Source organism: Duganella sp. GW821-FHT07F09, assembly GCF_059418705.1.
Genome location: NZ_JBWKQJ010000001.1, coordinates 24,822 through 46,765, shown reverse-complemented (window position 1 = coordinate 46,765; position 21,944 = coordinate 24,822). Strand labels below are relative to the sequence as shown.

General features: G+C 66.7%; 14 protein-coding genes. 8 read left to right on the top strand and 6 right to left on the bottom strand.

Translation table 11 applies throughout. The features are described 5' to 3' along the window. Window positions 1–219: 219 nt before the first annotated feature. The 3 genes from AC07P1_RS00215 to AC07P1_RS00205 all read right to left on the bottom strand — a co-directional run bounded on the left by AC07P1_RS00215 (window position 220) and on the right by AC07P1_RS00205 (window position 8,015). Window positions 220–4,053 (bottom strand): AAA family ATPase, encoded by a 3,834-nt coding sequence (locus tag AC07P1_RS00215; protein ID WP_494693968.1) that lies wholly within the window; start codon window positions 4,051–4,053, stop codon window positions 220–222. Beyond that, window positions 4,050–5,279: an exonuclease SbcCD subunit D C-terminal domain-containing protein gene (locus AC07P1_RS00210; protein ID WP_494693967.1), complete on the bottom strand. Its 1,230-nt coding sequence runs from the start codon at window positions 5,277–5,279 to the stop codon at window positions 4,050–4,052. Before AC07P1_RS00210 ends, AC07P1_RS00215 begins: the two co-directional genes overlap by 4 nt. Before the next feature lie 93 nt (window positions 5,280–5,372). Further along, a complete protein-coding gene (locus AC07P1_RS00205; RefSeq protein WP_494693966.1) occupies window positions 5,373–8,015 on the bottom strand; it encodes a diguanylate cyclase domain-containing protein in 2,643 nt (880 codons plus the stop codon). 233 nt (window positions 8,016–8,248) lie between these two features. Here AC07P1_RS00205 and AC07P1_RS00200 point away from each other — a divergent pair, with 233 nt between their 5' ends. The 6 genes from AC07P1_RS00200 (at window position 8,249) to clpB (ending at window position 18,542) form a co-directional block, all read left to right on the top strand. Further along, window positions 8,249–9,238 (top strand): DUF2804 domain-containing protein, encoded by a 990-nt coding sequence (locus AC07P1_RS00200; protein ID WP_494693965.1) that lies wholly within the window; start codon window positions 8,249–8,251, stop codon window positions 9,236–9,238. 65 nt (window positions 9,239–9,303) lie between these two features. Continuing rightward, window positions 9,304–11,706 carry a bifunctional acetate--CoA ligase family protein/GNAT family N-acetyltransferase gene (locus tag AC07P1_RS00195; protein WP_494693964.1) on the top strand — a complete coding sequence of 801 codons (2,403 nt, stop codon included), beginning with the start codon at window positions 9,304–9,306 and terminating at the stop codon, window positions 11,704–11,706. A 160-nt stretch (window positions 11,707–11,866) separates the two neighbouring features. Next, complete coding sequence (locus AC07P1_RS00190; RefSeq protein ID WP_494693963.1) at window positions 11,867–12,622, top strand: hypothetical protein; 756 nt, start codon at window positions 11,867–11,869, stop codon at window positions 12,620–12,622. 77 nt (window positions 12,623–12,699) lie between these two features. Further along, entirely contained in the window at window positions 12,700–15,222 is a 2,523-nt protein-coding gene (locus tag AC07P1_RS00185; RefSeq protein ID WP_494693962.1) for a DUF349 domain-containing protein, read from the top strand. A 2-nt stretch (window positions 15,223–15,224) separates the two neighbouring features. Beyond that, on the top strand, window positions 15,225–15,689 hold the full coding sequence (locus AC07P1_RS00180) for a molybdenum cofactor biosynthesis protein MoaE (RefSeq protein ID WP_494694780.1): 465 nt from the start codon (window positions 15,225–15,227) through the stop codon (window positions 15,687–15,689). Window positions 15,690–15,941: 252 nt separating this feature from the next. Further along, window positions 15,942–18,542, top strand: a complete 2,601-nt coding sequence (clpB, locus tag AC07P1_RS00175; protein ID WP_494693961.1) for an ATP-dependent chaperone ClpB — start codon at window positions 15,942–15,944, stop codon at window positions 18,540–18,542. A gap of 13 nt (window positions 18,543–18,555) precedes the next feature. Here clpB and AC07P1_RS00170 read toward each other — a convergent pair whose 3' ends face one another. After that, window positions 18,556–19,347, bottom strand: a complete 792-nt coding sequence (locus AC07P1_RS00170; protein ID WP_494693960.1) for an AraC family transcriptional regulator — start codon at window positions 19,345–19,347, stop codon at window positions 18,556–18,558. Window positions 19,348–19,453: 106 nt separating this feature from the next. Between AC07P1_RS00170 and AC07P1_RS00165 the strand changes: the two genes are divergently transcribed. Together AC07P1_RS00165 and rraA are read left to right on the top strand one after the other, a co-directional pair. Beyond that, a complete protein-coding gene (locus tag AC07P1_RS00165) occupies window positions 19,454–20,680 on the top strand; it encodes an MFS transporter (protein ID WP_494693959.1) in 1,227 nt (408 codons plus the stop codon). Window positions 20,681–20,717: 37 nt separating this feature from the next. Further along, the gene (gene rraA, locus AC07P1_RS00160) at window positions 20,718–21,212 is read left to right on the top strand and encodes a ribonuclease E activity regulator RraA (protein WP_315222439.1); all 495 of its coding nucleotides are present in this window, start codon (window positions 20,718–20,720) and stop codon (window positions 21,210–21,212) included. 67 nt (window positions 21,213–21,279) lie between these two features. Here the strand turns inward: rraA and AC07P1_RS00155 are convergent, their stop codons facing one another. Both AC07P1_RS00155 and AC07P1_RS00150 read right to left on the bottom strand, forming a co-directional pair. Continuing rightward, the gene (locus AC07P1_RS00155) at window positions 21,280–21,516 is read right to left on the bottom strand and encodes a hypothetical protein (RefSeq protein ID WP_494693958.1); all 237 of its coding nucleotides are present in this window, start codon (window positions 21,514–21,516) and stop codon (window positions 21,280–21,282) included. Further along, window positions 21,513–21,770 (bottom strand): hypothetical protein, encoded by a 258-nt coding sequence (locus tag AC07P1_RS00150; RefSeq protein WP_494693957.1) that lies wholly within the window; start codon window positions 21,768–21,770, stop codon window positions 21,513–21,515. Before AC07P1_RS00150 ends, AC07P1_RS00155 begins: the two co-directional genes overlap by 4 nt. Between the last annotated feature and the right edge of the window lie 174 nt (window positions 21,771–21,944).

The window sequence follows — 21,944 nt, the reverse complement described above, 5'->3', positions numbered from 1 at the left end:
TAGTCGGTAGCGTTATGGTCTCACCAGGGATCATTCCACGAAGAGGCAAAGGCCATGGAAGACAGGAAGCAACCTAGCAAAGAGTCCGTGCGACAGTGGTTGCGGAACCAGATCGAGGAACGGCGCCCGCCGCCGGACCCTAAACAGATCCGGCGCGAGCTGGGTTGGGAGTTGTTGCAGCTGGAGCGGGGAGAGCGGGAGCCGCCCAAGCGATGAAGCTCACATCACGCTGATCGTGCTGCGGCCGCCGGCGGACGGCTGCACCAGAATTTTGGTGGCGATCCGCTCCGTCATCTCCTGCACGTGGGAGATGACGCCGACCTTGCGTCCCATGGCCTGCAGGCCGTCCAGCGCATCCATGGCCACGCGCAGCGTTTCCGCATCGAGGCTGCCGAAGCCTTCGTCGATGAACAGCGATTCGACCCGCACCCGGTTCGACGACAGCGAGGCCAGTCCCAGCGCCAGCGCCAGCGACACCAGGAACGATTCGCCGCCCGATAGCGAATGCACGGAGCGCATTTCGCCGCCCATGTCCTGGTCGCGCACCAGCAGTGCCAGCGAGGGGCTGGCCGGATTGTTGATGCGTTCCAGTTGATAGCGCCGCGCGAGGTGGTTCAGGTGGGCGTTGGCGTAGCCGAGCAGCACGTCCAGGGTGAACTGCTGCGCGTAGTTGCGGAACTTCTTGCCGTCGGCCGAACCGATCAAGTCGCTCATGCGCGACCAGCGCTGTTCGATGGCTTCCTGTTTTTCGATCTCGGCCAGCATCGCCTGCGATTGCCGGCGCTTGGCGTCGTCCTGTGCCAAGGCCAGTTGCAACGCGGTCGCGGCGTCGTGGGCTGCTTTGCGTTCGGCCATCAATTCATTGAGGGCGGTCGCGAGGGCGGCGACCGGCGACTCGGGAAGGTCGGATATTTCGTCTTCCTCCGTCACCGCCGCCGGCACGCGCGTTGGCGGCGCTGACAACTGGTGCTGTGCGCGCTGTCGTTGACGCTCCTTCAAAACGGTGGCGGCGTTGTCGGCGGCGCGGTCGATGGCTTGCAACGCGTTGCGCCGGGCGTCGATGTCGTCGGCGCCGTGGGCCAGCAGGGAGTGAAGATGTTCGAGATCGCGCAGCGCGTGCTCGTCGTCCTCGGGCTGGCGCTGCTGGAACGCGGCCAGCCAGTCATCCAGTTTCTTGGCGGCTTCCGTGGTCGAAGCGCGCAACGCGGCCAGGCGATGGCCCGCTTGCGCAAGCGCCTCGTCCAGCCGCGTTCTGGTTTGTGTCGCCTGCTGGACGGCCTGCTGGCGGCTGGACAGCTGCGACCTGGCGGCGTCGATGGCGGCAACCAGGGTCCGTTCGACTTCGCCCACCTGTTTGCCGTCCCATAGTTCCATGCGTTGTTCCTGCATGGCGCGCAGCGCGGCGTCCGCGGCGTTCCAGGCTTCGCGGGCGCTGAGCGCGTCGTGGCTGGTCTTGGCCAGGGCGTCGTTCAAACCTTTCAGCTCGACGTCGATGGTGGCCATGGCGGCGCTGCGTTCGTCGTACGCGGCGCGCTGCGCCAGCCATTGCTTGCTTTCGGCCTGACGCGCGGCGTGGAATCGGGCCGGGCCGGTTTTCCAGTCGTCCTTCCATTCGTCGCTCGGGATGTCGCCGCCGCTGAAGGCGGCGTCCAGGTCCGATAGCAGTGCGCTCAGTGTCAGCGCCACTTCGATGCGCTGGCCTTCAAGCGCCTTGTATTCGGTATTGGCCAGCGCCAGCGCGGTCTGCGCGCTTGACGCCACGCCCTGAAGGCGGGTGTGCTCCGCCGACGCCACATCCCAGGCGGATTGCGCCTGGTCGCGGGCGTTGCGGGCGGCGTGCAGCGCGCGTTCCTGCCGATCGGCCGCTTGCAGGGCCGTGCGGGCGGCCTCCAGTTCGGACGTGAACCAGTCGGTGCGCTCGGATTCCGCCGGCAGCTCCGGCTGCGAGGCGCCGGCTGCTGTGACCAGCGCGTGCGCGCTCCACGCTGCGGTTATTTTTTCCAGCGCCTGCTGCGCGCCACGGCTTTCCGTACTCAAGGCTTGCAGCTGTTCCAGGCTGGCCTGAACGGTTGCGCGTTGGGCGGCCTGTTGATTGACGTTGGCCTCCATTTGACGGCGGCAGCGCGTCACCTCGTCCTGCAGCCCGCCGAGCATCGCTTGCAGCGGTCCGTCATTGTGGCGGTAAGGATGTTCGCGCGCGCCGCACACCGGGCAGGGCGTGTCGTCCTCCAGCGAGGCACGCAGCGATTCGACGTTCTCCGCGCATGCCGCCTCCGCCAGCTTCAGCGAGCGCTCGGCCTGCGAGAAGGCGCCGAGAATCGCGATGTTTTCCTGCTGCGCCGCCGCCAGTTGCTTCTCGGCCGCTTCCATCGCCTGCCGCAGTTGCGCCGACTGTGCCGCGATCTGCGCGCCGCGCTGCTGGCGCGCCTCCAGCTCTATCCATATTTTCTCGGCGCCGGCCAGCAGATCGCGGCGCTGCTCCCAGCCGCTGCGCGTCGCCTGCAGCTGCTCGGCGGAGAACGCGGCCAGCGCCTGGGTGGCGTCCTGGCGCCGGGCTTCCAGCGTTTGCAGCACGGCGCTGGAGGTGGCCAGCTTGGCGCTGGCGTCGGCCTCTTCGTCGCGATGGGCCTTGGCGTTGCGTTGCACATGGGCGACCGCGTTGCCGAGTTTTTCCGCCTGCGACGCGGCCTGGCCGGCCTGCACGAACAAGACGTCCCAGCGTTCCCACGATTGCGCGAGCGTTTGCCATTGTTTGTGCTGACCCAGCCAGGTGGCGCCGGCGGCTTGCTGCGCGTCCAGGCGCAGGCGCTCGTCCTGTTTCGATTGCATCGCCGATTTGGCGGCGGCATCGGCTTGATCGGCCTTTTCGCACGCGGCGGAGGCCTGGCGGTAGGCCGGCAGCATGGCTTCGATGCGCGCGTCCAGCGCCTTGGCCTGGTCGAGCAGCGGAGCGGCGGCGCGCTGCGCGTTCTCCGCTTCCAGCAGTTGCGCGGCCGCTTGCGTGTGCGCGACGCCGGCGCGTTCCAGTTCCAGCGCGGCGTCGGCGGCGGACTGGGTGCTGGTGGCGATCGTTGCGTGGGTGGCGGCGATGTCGGCGTCGATGCGGCGGATGTCGTCGGCCAGCGGGCGCGCCGGCTGCACGGCAAGGATGCGGGCGAGGGCGCCGCGTTGGGGCGCGGACGCCAGCACGTCGGCGGCGGCCAGCTCGCTGGCCTGTTGCGCGGCCAGCTCGTCCTCCTTCAGCTTTTCCGCCTGCTTGTGCCAGCGCAGTTCCTGTTCCAGCTCCGCCTTGCGCTGCTCCAAGCCATGCAACGTTTCCGCGGCGGCCATGCCTTGCGCCTCGATCTCGCCGCGCTGCTCGGTGCTGAGCGGCTTCTGGTCGGCCAGGCGCGCGTTCAGCTTTTGCAGCGCCAGTTGTTCCAGCTTGGCGCGCTCGAAGGCGCGCATCGAGATTTCGGTATAGATGGTGCTGCCGGTGAGGGTCTCCAGCAGTTCGCCGCGTTCGTTGTCCTCGGATTTGAGGAAAGCCGAGAACTCGTTCTGCGCCAGCAGCACGGCGCGCGTGAACTGCTCGAACGACAGGCCGATGCGTTTTTCGATCTCCGCCTTCACTTCCGTCTTGGTGCCGCCGATCGGTTGCAGCGCCGGCAGCAGGAGCAGGGACATCATCGTCGGCTGCAAAGCGCCTTCGGCCTTGGTGCGCGAGCGCCGCACGCTCCAGCGAGCGCGGTAGGAGGAGCCGTCGTTGCCGACGAAATCGACCTCAGCGTAGCCTTCGGCGGTGCCACGGCGCAGCAAGGTGCGCGTGTCCTGCGTGGAGACGGTTTCGGCGCCGACGTCGGTGAGATAGTTGCGGCCCGCGACCTTGAGCAGGCGCGGCGTGGCGTCGTACAAGGCCAGGCAAAGGGCGTCGAGCAGGGTGCTTTTGCCGGCGCCGGTCGGACCGCTGATGGCGAACAGGCCGGTCGAGGCCAGCGGCTCGCTTTCGAAGTCCACGCCGAATTCGCCGGCCAGCGAGGCCAGGTTCTTGCCGCCGATTTTCAGGATCCTCATGGCAGCATCAACTCCGCGAACGCGCTCAGTTGTTCGGGCGGGGCGTCGTTGCCGAAGCGCTGCTGATAGAGCTGGCGGAAGATGTCGTCCGGCTTGAGCTGCTCCAGCTGGTCGAGCGTCATCACGTCGCTGTCGATGGACGACGCGCGCGCTGCGCTGGAGGTCTCGATCTTCGCCAGCCGTACCGGCTTGCCTTCCAGCGCGGCTTCGATGCGCGAGCGCAGGCCGGGCTCCGGCGCGTCGAGCCGCACGCGCACCTCCAGGAAGGGTTGCTGGTCGGGAGGGGCGTCCGGCACCTCCAGCGCCGCCAGTTCCTCCAGCACCTGCGCCAGCGGCGCCGGTTTGGCGGGCACGCGCAGCAGCTCCACCGCGCGCGGGACGTGGATAGCCGTGATCGCGCCGACGGCCGCGCCGTCGATGTCGATGCGCAGGATCTGGTGCTGGTAGCCGACTTCGGCGAACGACAGCGGTATCGGGCTGCCGCAATAGCGGATGTGATCCTGCTTGCCGACCGCCTGCGCCAGATGCAGGTGGCCCAGCGCGGCGTAGACGATGGCGGGGTCGAAGATCCCGGCCGGCAGCATCTCGGTGCCGCCGATGACGATGCGGCGTTCGGAGTCGTTGGACATCTGGCCGTCGACCATGTGGCAGTGCCCCATCGCCAGTATCGCCTGACCGTCCCGGCGCTTGGACAATGCCAGTTCCAGCGCCTGTTTGTAGAGCAGGGCGATGCCGGCCAAATAGGGATCGGCGGCTCCATCTTCCAACGGCATTCTGGGCACGTCGCCCGGACGCAGGAAGGGCACCGCCAGGCACCAGGCCTCGACCGCGCCGCCGCTACCGGTCAGCGGCAGCACCAGCGCTTCGATGTCGATGGCGCCGTCGGCGTCGCGCTGCACGGCGCCGACCACGCGGGTGCCGTGCGCCTCCAGCAGCGGGCCGGGCGCTTCCAGCCGCCCCGGCGAGTCGTGGTTGCCGGCGATGACGATCAGGTTCAGATGCGGCACGCGTTCCTTTGCCCGCTGCAGGAAGCGGTACAACTGCTTTTGCGACGCCGACGACGGATTGGCGTTGTCGAAGATGTCGCCGGCGATCAGCAGGGCGTCGGCCCGCTCGCTGACGACGGTGTCGAGCAGCCAGTCCAGGAAGCGCTGGTGTTCGTAGTGGCGTTCGAAATTATGCAGGGATTGGCCGAGATGCCAGTCGGAAGTGTGCAGCAGACGCATGGAGTGTGTAGTGGAAACAGCAAACCAGCAATATAGCGCAAGATGGGTGGGGACGACTTGAGAAATGATGAGTGAATGCCGAGTTGCCGTGTTTTATCGCTGATCGTCTGTCCGGTATGTGTTGCGGCCCGCCTGCTTGGCCTCGTACAGCAGCATGTCCGCGCGGTTCAGCAACTCCGCCGGGGTGATGTCCTCGCCTTGGTAAAAGGCAAGTCCGATGCTGGCCGACACCGACACCACCGTGCCGCTCAAGTCGAACGGCGCCTGCATCACGGCGACAATCTTGGCCGCCAGCGCGGCGGCGTCCTCGATCCGGTGGATGCGCTCCATGATGACGGTGAACTCGTCGCCGCCCAGCCGCGCGATGGTGTCGCTGGCGCGCATGGCGTGGGTCAGACGGGCCGAGAATATCTTCAGCAGCGCGTCGCCCACGCTGTGGCCATAGGTGTCGTTGACCGGCTTGAAGCGGTCGATATCCATGTACATCACGGCCATCATGCCGCCGCCTTCGCGGTTGGCCGCCATGCTCTCGTTGAGCTTTTGCAGGAAGCCGGCGCGGTTGGTCAGGCCGGTCAGCGCGTCCACCTGCGAGAGCTTGAGCAGCCGCTGTTTTTCGTGTTTTTGCGCCGTCACGTCCTGGCGCATGACGTGAAAGCCCATCACCGTGACATTGTCCTCGTCGCGTTGCGGGATGTAATCGACTTCGAAGGTGCGCTCGGCGGGACCGTTGCTGTCGTCCTCCTCGAACGTCAGCGTCTCGCCGGCCAGCACGCGCCGAATGTAGGGCGCCAGCACCGCGTAGCGCGCCTCGCCCATCGTCTGCCGGATGGTCTTGCCCAGCACCGTCATGCCGCCCCGGTTGAATTCGCGCTCGTAGGCGATGTTATGGAAGCGGTACACCTCCTCGTAATCGATGTAGGCGATCATCGCCGGCAGCGTGTCGGTGATGGTGCGCAGCCGCGCCTCGCTCTCGCGCAGCGCCATCACCGATTTGCGCACGTGGGTGATGTCGTCGACCGTGCCCACGTAGCCGTACACCTGGCCGTCGACGACCATCGCGGCGACCTTGAACGAGATCCAGATCATCATGCCGTCCGGGTGGATGCAGCGCAGCGTGTCCTGGTGCGGCAGCCGCGTTTTGACCATGCGCCGCAGGGCTGTCTTGAGCAGCGGGCGGTCGCTTGGATGGACCGCGCGCATCCAGGCGTCGCCCAGCGCTTCCTCGCGCCGCAGGCCGGTGATGAATTCGAAGGTGCGGTTGACGTAGGTGCAGTGGCCGGCGGCGTCGGCGCGGATCAGGCCCAGTGGCGAGGCGTCGTTGACGGCGGCCAGCTCGGCCTGGTTCTTGCGCATCGCCAGTTCGGCCTCCTTGTGCGGCGTGATGTCGCGCGTGGTCACGGCCACGCCGTTGCTGATGGCGACGACCTGGCGGTGCAGCCAGCGCTCGCCGGACGCTCCGGCGCCCGGTTCATCGCGCTCGACTTCCTCCTCCAGCGGCCGGCCGGTGGCCATCACCCGTTTGAACTTCTCCACCATGCCGTCGTTGTGCAGGTGCGGTGCCACCTCGCGCAGCGGCTTGCCCTTGATCTCGTGCGCGCGGTAGCCCAGCCTCGCGGCGGCGTGTTCGTTCAGGTCGGCGATGACGAAATCGGTGATGTCTCCGGCGGGGCCGGGGGCGCGCCGCGCCTTGAGCAGGTAAAGTGCATCGAGGCTGGCGTCGGCGGCCGCGCGCAGCAACAGCTGGGCCTCGATGACCAGTTGCGCGCTGTCGCGCACGCGCCGCGCCTGGCGGATCAGCAGCCCGGCCACGGCCAGCACCAGCAGCGACGCCACCGTCACCGCGCCGTAATACAGCGTGCGGCGCTTGGCGAAACCGGCCATCGCGCTGGGGACGGGATTGCCCACCGCCGCCATCAGCAGGTAGCGCGGCATCTCCGCGTAGCCGTAGATGCGGTCGACGGCGTCGAACGGCCGCTTGAGCACCAACTCGTCGGCGGGGCGGGTGGCGCTGCGGGCCACCACGCGAAAGTCGATGACGTCGCCGATCACCATCTGCTCGTCGACGCGGGCGGTGGCCAGGCCGTTTTCGCGGCTGATCAGGATCACCGCGCCGCCGCTGTCGACGCTGACGCGGTCGTAGTCGTCGACCAGGTCCGCGGGGTCGAGCAGCGCCAGGACCACGCCGGCGAATTGGCCGCCCGGCCCGTCGAGGCGGCGCGAGATCTGGATCTGCCATTTGTTGGTGCGCGGCTCGACCACCGGCGTGGCGACCACGGTGCGTTGCTCGGCGCTGGCGGCGTGGCTTTTGAAGAAGGCCTGGTCGCGCAGGTCCGACGCGAAATAGCCGTTGCTGCTGTCGACCACCTTGCCGGTGGTGTCCAGGCGAGCGAACGGCAGATTGAACTTGGTCGGCATCAGGGTGTCTAGCATGCCGTTGTTGCCGGTGAATTCGGCCAGCCGCAGCGCGCCGTTCGACTGTTCGAACTTGAGTTTGAACAGCTGCGTGGCGTGGTCGGTCTGGCGCAGCAGGTGGTTGGCGTGTTCGGCCAGCGTGTGCGCCAGCGATTGACTGTGCAGCACCGCCTCGAAGCGGGCGCTTTTCTTTTCCTGCCGCACCTGGTAGACCACCGCCGACCACATGAGCGCGAGCACCAGCAGCGCGAAGGCTGGCAACAGCATCGAACGATACAGTGTGCGTAAAGAATCGAGCGTCGGGCTATCTTTGTGTGCGGTCATCGAGTGAGCGGTAGCGGGACGGGGCGCCATGAGTGGATATTCTGCACGGAAATACGCGCTTTGTATCCCGTTTCCTGCCGGCGCCGCCAAAAAAAATGCATCACGTTCACAGGTGGTATTGGTTTCCTCATTAAAATAGCGGCTAACTTCAGTCTCGCGCTTGTACGCCAAGGAACAAACTTGATCGAATTGATAACGCAGCCGATATCCCCATCCGCCTTGCGGGGTGTGGCATGAGTTTGCCCGCCGCCCCCGCCGATCTGGTCGGGCCCGACGGCCAGCCGCTGCTCGGCCGCTACGCCGGCCAGGCCGGCCCCATCGACTGGACCCGCCTGGCCGCGCCGTTCGCGCGCGGGCGGCTGTGGCGGCGGTTCCACCACAAGCGCTGGCACTACGTGGCGCTGTGCACCGAGCGGGTTTTCTGCGCGGTCGCCATCGTCGATCTGGGCTGGGCCTGCACCGCGTTCGCCTACGCCTTCGACCGCAACGACGGCGACATGCTGGCCAATTTTTCACAGGACGGCCTGCCGGGGCGGTCGGCGCGCCTGGCCGACCACGCGGGCGGGGACAGCTGGTTCAAGCAAGGAAGCAATCGCATCGCCATCGACAGCGATGGCGAGGGCCGCTACGAACTGTCGCTGCGCTGCGACTTCCTGGAGATCGACGCCGCGTTCGGCCCGGGCGCCTCGCCGCTGTTGCTGGCGACGGGCCCGGTGGCGCGCGGCTCGGTGCACGCGACGCAAAAGTCGTCCGGCATGCCGCTGACCGGCGAGGTGCGCACCTGGCGCGAGGACTACGACCTGGCCGGCGGCGTGGCCAGCTTCGACTATTCGAACGGCCTGCTGGCGCGCGAGACCGCGTGGCGCTGGGCCTCGGCGCATACCCTGGAGATGGGTTTCAACCTGCAGGCCGGCTATTTCCGCGGCCACGAGAACGCGCTGTGGCTCGATGGCGAGTTGCATGCGCTGGCGCCGGCGCACTTCCTGTACGATAGCAGCGATCCGTTGTCGCAATGGCATATCTTCACCGAGGACGACTTGCTGGAGCTGTATTTCACGCCGGATGGCGCGCGCCGCGACAACAAGAAGAAGCTGTTCGCGGCCAGCCGTTATCTGCAGCCGGTCGGCACCTTCAGCGGCTGGGTGCGCAGCGGGCCGGATCAGCCGAAACGCATCGTCACGCAAATGATGGGCGTGACCGAGGATCACGTTTCTCGCTGGTGATTACGCTGGTAATTCAACGCTGGTAACTTTCGCAACCTGCCCGCCCAACCCTGGGAACGCCCGCCATGAGCATCAGGAATCTCGACCGACTGTTTCAACCGCGCTCGGTGGCCGTGATCGGCGCGTCGGAAAAACCGGATCGCATCGGCACGCGCGCGCTGGACAATCTGGTGCAAGGGTCGTTCATCGCCGATGGCGGGGCGGTCTGGCCGGTCAATCCCAAGTATGCGCAACTGCGCGGCATTCCGTGCTACGCCAGGGTATCGGCCTTGCCGGCAGCGCCGGACCTGGCCATCATCTGCACGCCGCCGACCGGCATCCCGGGGCTGATCGCCGAACTGGGCGCGCGCGGCACCAAGGCCGCTATCGTCATGACATCCACCGACGGCCGTTCCGGCACGCTGCGCCAGGCGATGCTGGACGCCGCCAAGCCGCATCTGCTGCGCATCCTCGGGCCGGGCAGCATCGGCGTCCAATCGCCGGCGCTGGGCCTTAACGCCAGCTTCAACCACCTGCCGGCCGGCGCCGGCAAACTGGCTTTCGTTTCGCAATCCGGCGCGCTGGCGGCGGCCGTGCTGGACTGGGCGGCGTTGCGCGGCATCGGCTTCTCGCGCTGCATCGCCATGGGCGAGAGCGCCGACGTCGATTTCGGCGATCTGCTCGACTATCTGGCCGCCGACAACAGCACCCACGCGATTTTGCTGTGCATCGAGCATTTGAGCTCGGCGCGCAAGTTCATGTCGGCAGGGCGCCTGGCCGCGCGTGGCAAGCCGGTCATCGTGCTCAAGGTCGGGCGCGATCCGGCGCCCGGCGCCGACCTGGTGTTCGACGCCGCGATCCGCCGCGCCGGCATGCTGCGCGTGCAGTCGACCGGGGACTTGTTCGACGCCGTCGAAACCCTGGCGCGGCGCCGGCCGCAGCGCGGCGAGCGGCTGGCCGTGCTGACCAACAGCGGCGGGCTGGGACTGCTCGCGGCCGACGCGCTCGATACCGGAGGCGCGCGGCTGGCGCCGTTGTCGGCCGAGTCGCTCAAGCTGCTGACGCAGGCCGGCGCGCCGCCCACCAACCCGGTCGACTTGCTGGCCGACGCGCCGATCGAGCGCTACGCGGCCGCCGTCGAGACCTTGTTGCGCGAAGCACAGGCCGACGCGCTGCTGTTCCTGCACGCGCCGACGGCGATGGTGTCGAGCCAGTTGATCGCCGAGGCCGTCGCGCCGTTGATGCGCTCGGTCGGCAAGAACGTGCTGTCGTGCTGGCTCGGCGGCAGTTCGGTGACGGCCGCGCGCCAGGTGTTCGCCGACGCCGGCCTGCCCACCTACGACACGCCCGAAAAGGCGGTGCACGGCTTCGTGCAGATCGCCCAGTACCGCCGCAACCAGGAACTGTTGATGGAGGTGCCGGCCGGCTTGCCGACCACCTCGGCGCCGGAGCGGGCCGCCGCGCGGTCGCTGGTCACGGCGGCGCTGGCGGCGGGCCGCGCCGAGTTGCCGGACGAGGATGCGCGGGCGCTGCTGGCGGCGTACGGCATCGCGCTGGCCACGCCGCGACAGGCGGCGCTGTCCGGCCACACGCTGGCGGCGGCGCGCATCCAGATCGGCGCCGATCCGGTGTTCGGGCCGGTGGTGTTCTTCGGCCAGGGCGGCATCGCCGCCGATGTCGCGGCCGACCGCGCCGCCGGCCTGCCGCCGCTGAACATGGTGCTGGCGCGCGACATGGTCGGCCGCACCCGCGTGGCGCGCCTGCTCGGGTATGGGCCGGGCCAGACGGCGGCCGACGCCGACGCCATCGTGCGCACGCTGGTGCAGGTGGCCGACATGGTGACCGAGCTGCCGGAGCTGGCCGAGCTGGACCTCAATCCCTTGCTGGCCATCGGCGGCGCGGTGGTGGCGCTGGGCGCGCACCTGAGGCTGGCGCCGCCGCGCAGCAAGACAACGTTGGCGATCCGACCCTATCCGCAGGAGCTGGAGCAGGATGTCGCGTGGGACGGCGGCCATATCCTGCTGCGGCCGATCCGGCCGGAGGACGGCCCGCAGCACCAGGCCTTCTTCCACGCGCTCGATCCGGACGACGTGCGGCTGCGCTTTTTCTCGGCCATGCGCGAGCTGCCGCCGGCGCAGCTGGCGCGCCTGACGCAGATCGACTACGACCGCGCGATGGCCTTCATCGCCACCCGCAACGGCGCCGACGGCATGCCGGAGACCCTGGGCGTGGTGCGCGCCGTCACCGATCCCGATAATCAGCACGCTGAATTTGCCATCATCGTGCGCTCCGACCTGAAGGGGAAGGGACTGGGCTACATCCTGTTCGGTAAGCTGGTCGATTACTTCCGCGCCCACGGTACGGCTGAGATCGTTGGCGACGCGTTGTCGGAGAACCTTGGCGTGCAAAAACTGGTGCGCCAGTTCGGCGGTGTGGTATCGGCGCATCCAGAACCCGGAATGGTGCGCCTCCAACTGCCTTTGCGATAGTGTTAGTTATCCGCTTGATATATATTTGCTGTTCCAAATGAAATAAAACGCGGGGTCCTGTTTGTTCTAGCTCAAGGCGTCCGTGTCGGGTTTATTTACACTTTCACTTCCGCTCTTGCCGCCCATCCGGGTGAGCGCAACTTTAGTCTTGGGAGTCAGAATGTTAACGGCCACATATACCCTGGTAGCGCTGTCGGTCGAACAGTCCAGCGTTCGCCTCAGTTTGTTATCGTTTCAAAAGTATGTGCGCTCGACGCTGATGCAGCAGAACAGCATAACCCTGTCCCAGCTGGAATACGCGTGCGAGAACCTCAATAGCCTGTATCAGGCCTGTCATTGGCGCAAGACCGAGATGTACCTGATCCCGGCGCTGCGCGAAACCACCGAGCGCGCCGACGCGCTGCTCGACGAGCTCAACCATTTAAACCAGGCCGCGCTGGCCGCCATCCGCACCTTGCAGGAGCGCATGGGCATCTACGCCGACGTGCGCGACTTCCGGGTCGAGCAGGTGTGCGAAAGCATCGAAACCTGCTGCACGTCGCTGCTCAAGCGGCTCGAAAAGGAAGAGCAGGAACTGTTTGCCATGGCGCGCGGTCTGATAGGAGGGGAGACCTGGTTCTCCATCGCCAACCAGCTGATGATGCATGACAAGCACCTGGAGGAGATGAAGCGTTCCGGCGTGGTGCTGGGCGACCAGGCGCCGCCGGCCGTGGCGGCCAAAGCCAAGGCCAAGGCGGCGGCGCAGGCCAACGGTGTCCGGCGCGCCGCCGGCCCCCGCATCGACGACGCCCGGATCACCATTCCGGGCCTGCAAGTGTTACCAACGGTGGAGCTCGACGATGCCGACGCGGGACCGGCGCCCGCCCCTTTATATAGCGCCCGGCAGCAGTCGCTGGACGATGCCATAACGAAATAGCCGCCAAATAGCACGCGCCTCGGGCAAATTCCCCCTGCTTTGCTATGATGGTGGTTTTCTCCACCACATAGCGCACCATGTTCGATTTCATCTTCAAGCGCACTACCGACCAGCCGGCCGCCGCCGCGCCCGCCACGGCGGCTCCGGAGCAGGCCGCCGCCGCCGCGTTATCGGCCAGCCGCCGCGACGAGCAGGCGCAGCGCGCCGCCGCGCTGGCCGGCGATGAAGCGGCCGCCGTCGAGCTGATCCTCCAAAGCGAATTCGCCGGCGTGCGCCTGGCCGCCGCCGAGCATGTGCGGTCGCAGCCGTATCTGGAACAGGTGCAGCAGGCGATGCGCAACACCGACCGCCGCGTCGCCAAGCTGATGCAGGGACGGCTCGACGCGATCCGCTACCAGCAGGCCGAATTGCAAAAGGCGCAAGCCTGCCTGGAGCACGCCAACCGCCTGTTGCAGGACGAGAAATTGACGCCGAACCAGGTCGCCGAGCTCGATCGCCAATGGAAGATCACCTCGGCCGTGCCGGAACTGGCCGTGCCCTACGACGCCGCCCGCGCCGCGCTGGCGGCCCGCCTCGAGGCGCAGGTCAACCTGCAGCGCGCCATTATCGATGCGATGGCCGCCGTGCGCCAGCTGCCGGCCGCCGGCCTGGCGCCGGACGAGGCGACGCAGGCGCTGGAACGCGCGACCTCCGCGCTGGCCGGATACCAGCAGGCGCCCGAGCACAACGCGCTGCCCAAGCATCTGCTGAGCGATTTCACGCAGGCGATCGAGCAGGCGCGCGCCGGACTGTCGGCCGCCGTGCAGCGTCCGGCGCAGCCGCTGCCATCGCCGGCATCCGCTGCCGAGCCGGCGACCGCGCACGCCATCGCTACAGATGCGACCGCCGAGGCGGGCGTGCCGGATGAAACCGCGCCGAAGTCCAATGCACAGGCCCAGCCCAGGCTGGCCAACGCGGCCAAAGGGGCCAAACCCGCCAAGGCCGCGCAGCCGTCCAAGGAAACCGACAAGAAGTTCCTTGAAACGCTGGATGCGCTGGAAGCCGCGCTCGAACAAGGTTCGTTGCACGATGCCGCCGAGCACGATAAATGGTTAAAAGAGCACAAAACCCGCCTGACGCCGGCGCAGACCGATCGCCTGAACCACGTCCGCGCCGAACTCAAGCGCCTGGGCGACTGGGCCCGCTGGGGCGGCAACGTCTCGCGCGAGGAACTGGTCAAGGCGGTGGAGGAGCTGCCGGCGCTGGGCTTGCCGATGAGCGAACTGGCCAAGAAGGTCGGCAGCATGCGCGAGCGCTGGAAGTCGCTGGACAACGTCTCCGGCCACGCGCCGAAAAGCCTGTGGGAGCGTTTCGACGCCGCCTGCACCACGGCCTATGCGCCGGCGGCGGCCCATTTCAAGCAATTGGCCGACGAGCGTCACGCCAACGCCGCCAAGGCGCAGGCGCTGATCGACGAGACCCACGCGATGGCCGCGGCGGCCGCCAGCGAAAACGCCGACTTGAAGAACGTCGCCGCCGCCGGCCAGCGCCTGCGCCAGGTGTGGGGCCGCCTGGGCACCATCGACCGCAAGGAAAAGCGCAAGCTCGACCAGGCCTTCGACAAGGCGCTGGCGCAAATGCTGGCGCCGCTGTCCGAGCAGCGCAAGATTGAAACGGCCAAGCGCGAACAACTGATTACCGAGGCCGAGCAATTGCAGCCGTCGGAGCGCCACACGCTCGACAAGTTGCGCGGCTTGCAGGAACGCTGGCAGGAGCAGGCCAAGGCGCTGCCGCTCGAGCGCAAGGTCGAACAGGCGCTGTGGCAGCGTTTCCGCGCCGCTTGCGACGCGATCTTCGCCAAGCGCAAGGAAACCGCGCATGCCGCCGATCACGAGCGCAAGGAACATCTGCACGCGCGCGAGGCCATCTGTAAAGAACTGGAAACGGCCACCTTCAGCGGCGACGACAAGGCGCAACTGGCGGCCATCGCCAAGACGCTGCGCGACGCGGCCGCCGCGTGGAACGCGTCCGGCACCGTGCCGCGCGCGGCCGAAGCCAAGATATCGCAGCGCTACCAGGCCGCCGTGGCGGCGGTGCAGGGGCAGGCGGAGGCGATCAAACGCCGCGCCGGCGCCGCCCAGGCCAACGCGCTGCGCGACAAACTGCGGCTGTGCCAGGCGTTGGAGGGCGCGATCAGCGGTATCGACGGCGGCGCCGACGGCATCGACACTGCCGATTGGCAAGCCCGTTGGACGGCCTTGCCGCCACTGGCGCCCGAGTACGAGCGCGCGCTGCACGGACGCTTCACGGCCGGGCTGGCCGCGGTGGACGGCAAGCGCGAGGCCTATGCGGCGCAGCTTGAGCGCAACCGCGCGAAGTTGCTCGACGAAGTGCTGCGGTTGGAGATCGTCGCCGGTGTCGACAGTGGCGCGGAGTTCGCCCGCGAGCGGCTCAAGATGCAGGTCGAGGTGCTGCAATCGTCGCTCAAGTCCGGCCAGAAGCCGCTGACGGCCGCCGCCGCGTACCTGCAATTATGCGCGATGCCGGCCCTCGCCGACGCCCGCACCGCCAGCCGCATCGAACAACTGTTCCGCCGCATCGGCGCCTCGGAGCGCGCGTGAGCTTGAACCAGGTTCGCATCCAGACGGAGGATTTCGACCTGAGTGCGGAGGTGGCGGCATTGCGGGCCGCTAATCCCAAGGTTGGCGCGATTGTCACGTTCGTGGGCGTGGTGCGCGATCTGAACGAGGGCGCCACCGTGGCGGAGATGGAGCTGGAGCATTATCCGGGCATGACCGAGCAGTCGATCGGCGCCGTTATCGAGCGGGCCAGGCTGCGTTGGCCGACGTTCGGGGCGCTGGTGATACACCGGGTGGGGCCGCTCATGCCGCTGGACCAGATCGTGCTGGTGGCGGCGACGGCCGCGCATCGCGGCGAGGCGTTCGCGGCTTGCGAATTTATTATCGATTATTTGAAGACCGAAGCGCCGTTCTGGAAAAAGGAACAGACGCCCGAGGGCGCGCGGTGGGTGGATGCCCGTGTCAGCGACGATGCCGCCCTGGCGAAATGGCAGGGCGGAACGGCGTAATTGGCCATGTATCGGCCGCTGGCCGCGCGTGCATGGCGGATTACGCTACGCTAATCCGCCCTACGTGTCTCCACGTGATTCATCGGTCCCGGGTCATCCGAAAACCACAGAACCACGTAGGGCGGATTAGCGCGAAGCGCGTAATCCGCCACCGAGCCGCCCACACCGGCGCCGGAACGCCGCCCGCCCGCCCTTGAAAACTGCCCATATAACACTATCTACCTGATAAGTTAAATATATCGGAGCAATTCCATGCGGCAAGACAAACTCACCACCAAACTCCAGGAAGCCCTGTCGGACTCGCAGAGTCTGGCCGTGGGCAACGACAACCAGTACATCGAGCCCGTGCACCTGCTGACGGCCCTGCTGAACCAGGACGACGGCAGCGCGCGCTCGCTGTTGCAACGCGCCGGCGTCAACGTCGGCGGCCTGACCAAGGCGCTCAAAGCCTCGCTCGACCGCCTGCCGAAAGTGTCCGGCACCGGCGGCGACGTCCAGGCCAGCCGCGAGCTGGTCTCCGTGCTCAACCTGGCCGACAAGGAGTCCCAAAAACGCGTCGACCAGTTCATCTCCAGCGAAATGGTGCTGCTGGCGCTGGCCGACGACAAATCCGAGGCCGGCAAGCTGGCGCGCGAGAACGGCCTGTCCCGCAAATCGCTGGAATCGGCCATCGACACCGTGCGCGGCGGCGCCAAGGTCGACTCGCAGGAGGCCGAAGGCCAGCGCGAAGCGCTGAAAAAATACACGCTGGACCTGACCGAGCGCGCCCGCGCCGGCAAGCTCGATCCGGTGATCGGCCGCGACGACGAAATCCGCCGCGCCATCCAGGTGCTCCAGCGCCGCAGCAAGAACAACCCGGTGCTGATCGGTGAACCCGGCGTCGGCAAGACCGCCATCGTCGAAGGCCTGGCGCAGCGCATCGTCAACAACGAGGTGCCCGAGTCGCTGAAAGGGAAGCGGGTGCTGGCGCTCGACATGGCGGCGCTGGTCGCCGGCGCCAAGTACCGCGGCGAATTCGAGGAACGCCTGAAGGCCGTGCTCAAGGAACTGGCGATGGACGAGGGCCAGACCATCGTCTTCATCGACGAGATGCACACGATGGTCGGCGCCGGCAAGGCCGAGGGCGCGATGGACGCCGGGAACATGCTCAAGCCCGCGCTGGCGCGCGGCGAGCTGCATTGCGTCGGCGCGACCACGCTCGACGAATACCGCAAATACATCGAGAAGGACGCCGCGCTGGAGCGCCGCTTCCAGAAGATCCTGGTCGACGAGCCGACCGTGGAGGCGACCATCGCCATCCTGCGCGGCTTGCAGGACAAGTACGAGTTGCACCACAAGGTCGCCATCTCCGACGCCGCCATCATCGCGGCGGCCGAGCTGTCGCACCGCTACATCACCGACCGCTTCCTGCCCGACAAGGCGATCGATTTGATCGACGAGGCGGCGGCCAAGATCAAGATCGAGATCGATTCCAAGCCGGAGGTGATGGACAAGCTGGAACGCCGCCTGATCCAGCTCAAGATCGAGAAGGAAGCCGTCAAGAAGGAGAAGGACGAGGGCTCGCGCCGCCGTCTGGACCTGATCGAGGAAGAGATCCTGCGCCTGCAGCGGGAGCTGAACGACTTCGAGGAGATCCTCAAGGCCGAGAAGGCGGTGGTGCAGGGCAGCACCCACATCAAGGAAGAGATCGAGCGCATCAAGCTGCAGATGGAGCAGGCCACGCGCGAGAGCAATTGGCAGCGCGTCTCGGAGCTGCAATACGGCCGCCTGCCGGAACTGGAGGCGGAGCTGAAGCAGGCCGAGACGGCGTCCGCCAACGGCGTGTCGCTGGAGAAGAACACGCCGGCCAAACAGAAGCTGCTGCGCACCGAGGTCGGCGCCGAGGAGATCGCCGAGGTGGTCTCGCGGGCGACCGGCATTCCGGTGTCGCGCATGATGCAGGGCGAGCGCGACAAGCTGCTGCACATCGAAGAGAAGCTGCACGAGCGCGTGGTCGGCCAGGACGAGGCGATTACCGCCGTGTCGGACGCGATCCGCCGTTCGCGCGCCGGCCTGTCCGATCCGAACCGTCCGTATGGTTCGTTCATGTTCCTGGGGCCGACGGGCGTCGGCAAGACCGAGTTGTCGAAGGCGCTGGCGGGCTTCCTGTTCGATACCGAGGAATCGATGATCCGCATCGACATGAGCGAATTCATGGAGAAGCATTCGGTGGCCCGCCTGATCGGCGCGCCGCCGGGTTATGTGGGTTACGACGAGGGCGGGTATCTGACCGAGGCGGTGCGCCGCAAGCCGTACAGCGTGATCCTGCTCGACGAGGTGGAAAAGGCGCATCCGGACGTGTTCAACGTGCTGCTGCAAGCGCTCGACGACGGCCGCATGACGGACGGGCAGGGGCGCACGGTGGACTTCAAGAACACCGTCATCATCATGACGTCCAACCTTGGCTCGCACAAGATCCAGGCGATGGAAGAGTCGGACCCCGGCGTCGTCAAGCTGGCGGTGATGGCGGAGGTGCGGTCGCACTTCCGGCCGGAGTTCATCAACCGTATCGATGAAATCGTCGTGTTCCATGGCCTCGATGAGAAGAACATCGGTGCCATCGCCAAGATCCAGCTGGCGATCCTGGAGCAGCGTCTGGCCAAGATGGAGATGACGTTGACGATGACCGACGCCGCGTTGCACAAGATCGCCGAGGCGGGCTACGATCCGGTGTATGGCGCGCGGCCGTTGAAGCGGGCGATCCAGCAGCAGATCGAGAATCCGCTGTCGAAGCTGATCCTGCAGGGGCGTTTCGGTCCGAAGGACACGATCCATGTCGATGTCGACAACGGCGAGTTGGTGTTCCGCGCGTGACGGGGATGGCCTGTTAGCGTTGGTCGAAAAACGCTGACGGGCTATTGCCGAAGGTTTTCTTGAACATGGCGGAAAACGCCGACTGGCTGGCGTAACCCAACTCCGCCGCCACCTGCGACAAGGGCACGCCGCGCGCGATCAACGGCGCGGCGTGCGCCAGCCTTACCTGCTGGCGCCACTGCACAAAACCCATCCCCAACTCCCGCTCGAACAACCGCGTCAACGTGCGGTCCGACGCCCCGACCCGGCCGGCCCACTGCTGCAAGGTCAGCTCCGCGCCCGGATCGGCGATCAGTGCGTCGCACAGCGACTTCAAACGTTTATCGGCCGGCAGCGGCACGCGTATCGGACGCACCGCGCAGCGCGGCAGCTCGTCCAATATCAGTTCCCCCAACAAGCGTTCCCTCGCTGATTGTTCATGCTGGTCGTGCTGCTCGAGCGTGGCGATCAGCTCGCGCAGCAGGTTCGACACTTCCAACACCCTGCATTCATCCCCCTGAAACGGCGAGCGGCTGGCGTGCACGCACAACGGCCGCAGTCGGGTAGGCTCGAGCACCTTGACCGCATGGACCACGTCTGGCGCGATCCAGATCGCCCGCTGCGGCGGCACGATCCAGCTGCTGTTGTTGGCCGTCACCCGCATCACGCCCTGCATCGCGTAGGTGAACTGGCCCCACGGATGGTGGTGTGGCAGCAGATCGGCGTCGGCCGGCAGATCGCGGCCGGACATCGTCAACGGCCGTTCGGGCGTCGGATAGTCGCTGTTCCAATTGAACTGCGTGTGGGTGACGATAGGAATGGGCATGAAGTCGACCTGATGGCGGAAGCGCGATAAATGTTGTCGCTCTATCTTAAATCAGACTCGCGGCGATTGGTACACTTGTCGTATATACATTAGCAAGGAATGTGGAATGACCGAAAAATCGCTATTGCGGCAGGACGCCAAGGTAATCACGCTGGTGGGGCTGGCCCACGGCACCTCCCACTTCTACCATGTGATCCTGGCCGCGCTGATCCCGTGGCTCAAGCCCGAATTCCACCTCAGCTACGCCGAACTCGGCCTGCTGATGACGGTGTTCTTCGCCGTCTCCGGCGTCGGCCAGGCGATGGCCGGCTTCGTGGTCGACCGCTTCGGCGCCCGCGCCGTGCTGTTCAGCGGCATCGCGCTGCTGGGCCTGTCGGCGGTGATGCTGGCCGGTGCGCACAGCTACGCCCAGCTGATGGCCGGCGCCTTCCTGGCCGGCTGCGGCAACTGCGTGTTCCACCCGGCCGACTACACCTTGCTCAACCAGCGCGTCTCCAAGGGCCGGCTTGCGCATGGCTTCTCGGTGCACGGCATCAGCGGCAATATCGGCTGGGCCTTGTCGCCATTGTTCCTCACCTTTGTTGCCGGCCGCACCGACTGGCGCACGGCGCTGTTGAGCGCCGCGCTGCTGCCGCTGACCGTATTGGCGCTGCTGCTGTGGAACCGCCACGCGCTGCGGCCCGAACCGCTGGCCAAGCCGGCCGCCCCGGCAGCCGGCGCGCCAGCCCCCGCCGGCGCCCTCGATTTCCTGCGCCTTAAAGTGGTGTGGATGTGCTTTGGCTTCTTTCTGATCTCGGCCGTCGCCCTGGCCGGCATCCAGACCTTCGCCGCCACCAGCCTGGTGAGCCTGTACGGCATGTCGTTGCAATGGGCGACGTCGGCTTACACCTGCTTCATGTTCGCCTCCGCAGCCGGCATGCTGTACGGCGGCTTCCTCGGCGCCGGCAGCCGCCACCACGACCGCATCATCATGCTGGCCTTCGCCAGCGCGGCCGTGCTGGCGCTGGTGCTCGCCGCCGCCGTGGTGCCGGCGTGGATGGCGATCGTGCTGATGGGGATGATCGGCCTGGTCACCGGCATCGCCGGACCGTCGCGCGATCTGATGATACGCGGCGCGGCCCCGGCCAACGCCACCGGGCGCGTGTTCGGCGTCGTCTATTCGGGACTGGACAGCGGGCTGGCGCTCGGCCCCTTGCTGTTCGGCGCGCTAATGGATGCCAACCATCCCGCCGGCGTGTTCGTCTTCATCGGCGTGTTCCAGGCGCTGGTGATCGTCACCACGATAGGCGTCGGCAACAACAGCCGCGTGGCCGGCGTCCCCAAAACAGCATAGAATTGGCTTCATCCCCATTCCGCCGCGAGGTAAGACGATGAGCTTTGCCACCACCGATTTGTGTGACGACAATCCCAATCTGCTGGAGGACGGGCGTCTCGCCGTGCTGCCGCCGGTGTTCCGGCACTTCGGCAAGCATGTGCGGTTTTCCGGGCGCGTAACCACGCTGAAGGTGCACGAGGATAACGCGCTGGTGCGCGCGATGCTCGAGACGCAAGGCGACGGCAACGTGCTGGTCATCGACGGCGGCGGCAGCCTGCGGCGTGCGCTGGTGGGCGGACAACTGGGTCTGCTGGCGCAGGATAACGGCTGGGCCGGCATCGTCGTCGACGGCTGCATCCGCGACACCGACGAAATCAACGCCTGCGAGATCGGCGTGCGCGCGCTCGGCGCCCATCCGCAAAAGAGCGGCAAGAAGGGCGCCGGCGAGCGCAACCTGCGCGTCCACATCGCCGGCGTCGCGGTCAATCCGGGCGACTGGATTTATGCCGACGCCGACGGCATTCTGGTGGCGCAGCAAAAACTGGCTTGACCGCGGGCGGGTCCCATCCGGCTGGCGGCCGGCGTAAAAAAAGCCCCCGTGGGGGCTTGGATCGTGCTCAGGCCTTGGGATGGGCCTTTTGCATGTGCATGTCCAGATGCTTGCGCAGACGCTGCTGGAAGATGGTGGCGTCTTGGATGGCGCCCATGTCGTCGTCCACTTCCATCAGATGTGTCTGATAGCCCTCCGCGAACGAGACGCTAGCCTCGACCTCGCCTTGTTTCTCCGACAGGGAGTGACCCTGCACGGCGCCAAGAATGTTCCCTTGGTCGTCGGTGATGATGGTCATTTTCATACCATGCCTCCGCCTTGTAAGTTGTGAAAGGCGCCGCCGATGCCGCGATTGTGGATCTGCACGAAATAGGTGGCGTTGCCGTTGTTTTCCTTGCGCTTGCCCTGCTCGTCGGCGACGTGGACCGCACCCTGGTTGGGTGCTTTGACATCGGCCGATGCGAACTGCGTGCCGCGGTCGCCCGGATAGCTGTAGCTCCAGAACGCCGTTTGACCCGGCGCCAGGAAGGTCAGCGGGCCTACATTGTTGAATGCCATAATCTCCTCCAAAAAGTGCGTCGCACCGGCGAATGCCAGGGCGGCCCTTTCATCTTAGTCACCGCTACCGAGCTCGCTTTGACGCAAACGATGGGGGGCCTTTTTTGTCCGCCGGGGCTTTCTAGTGGATAATGCGGGATTGCGATGCACCATTTATTTTAGGAAGTACCCAAG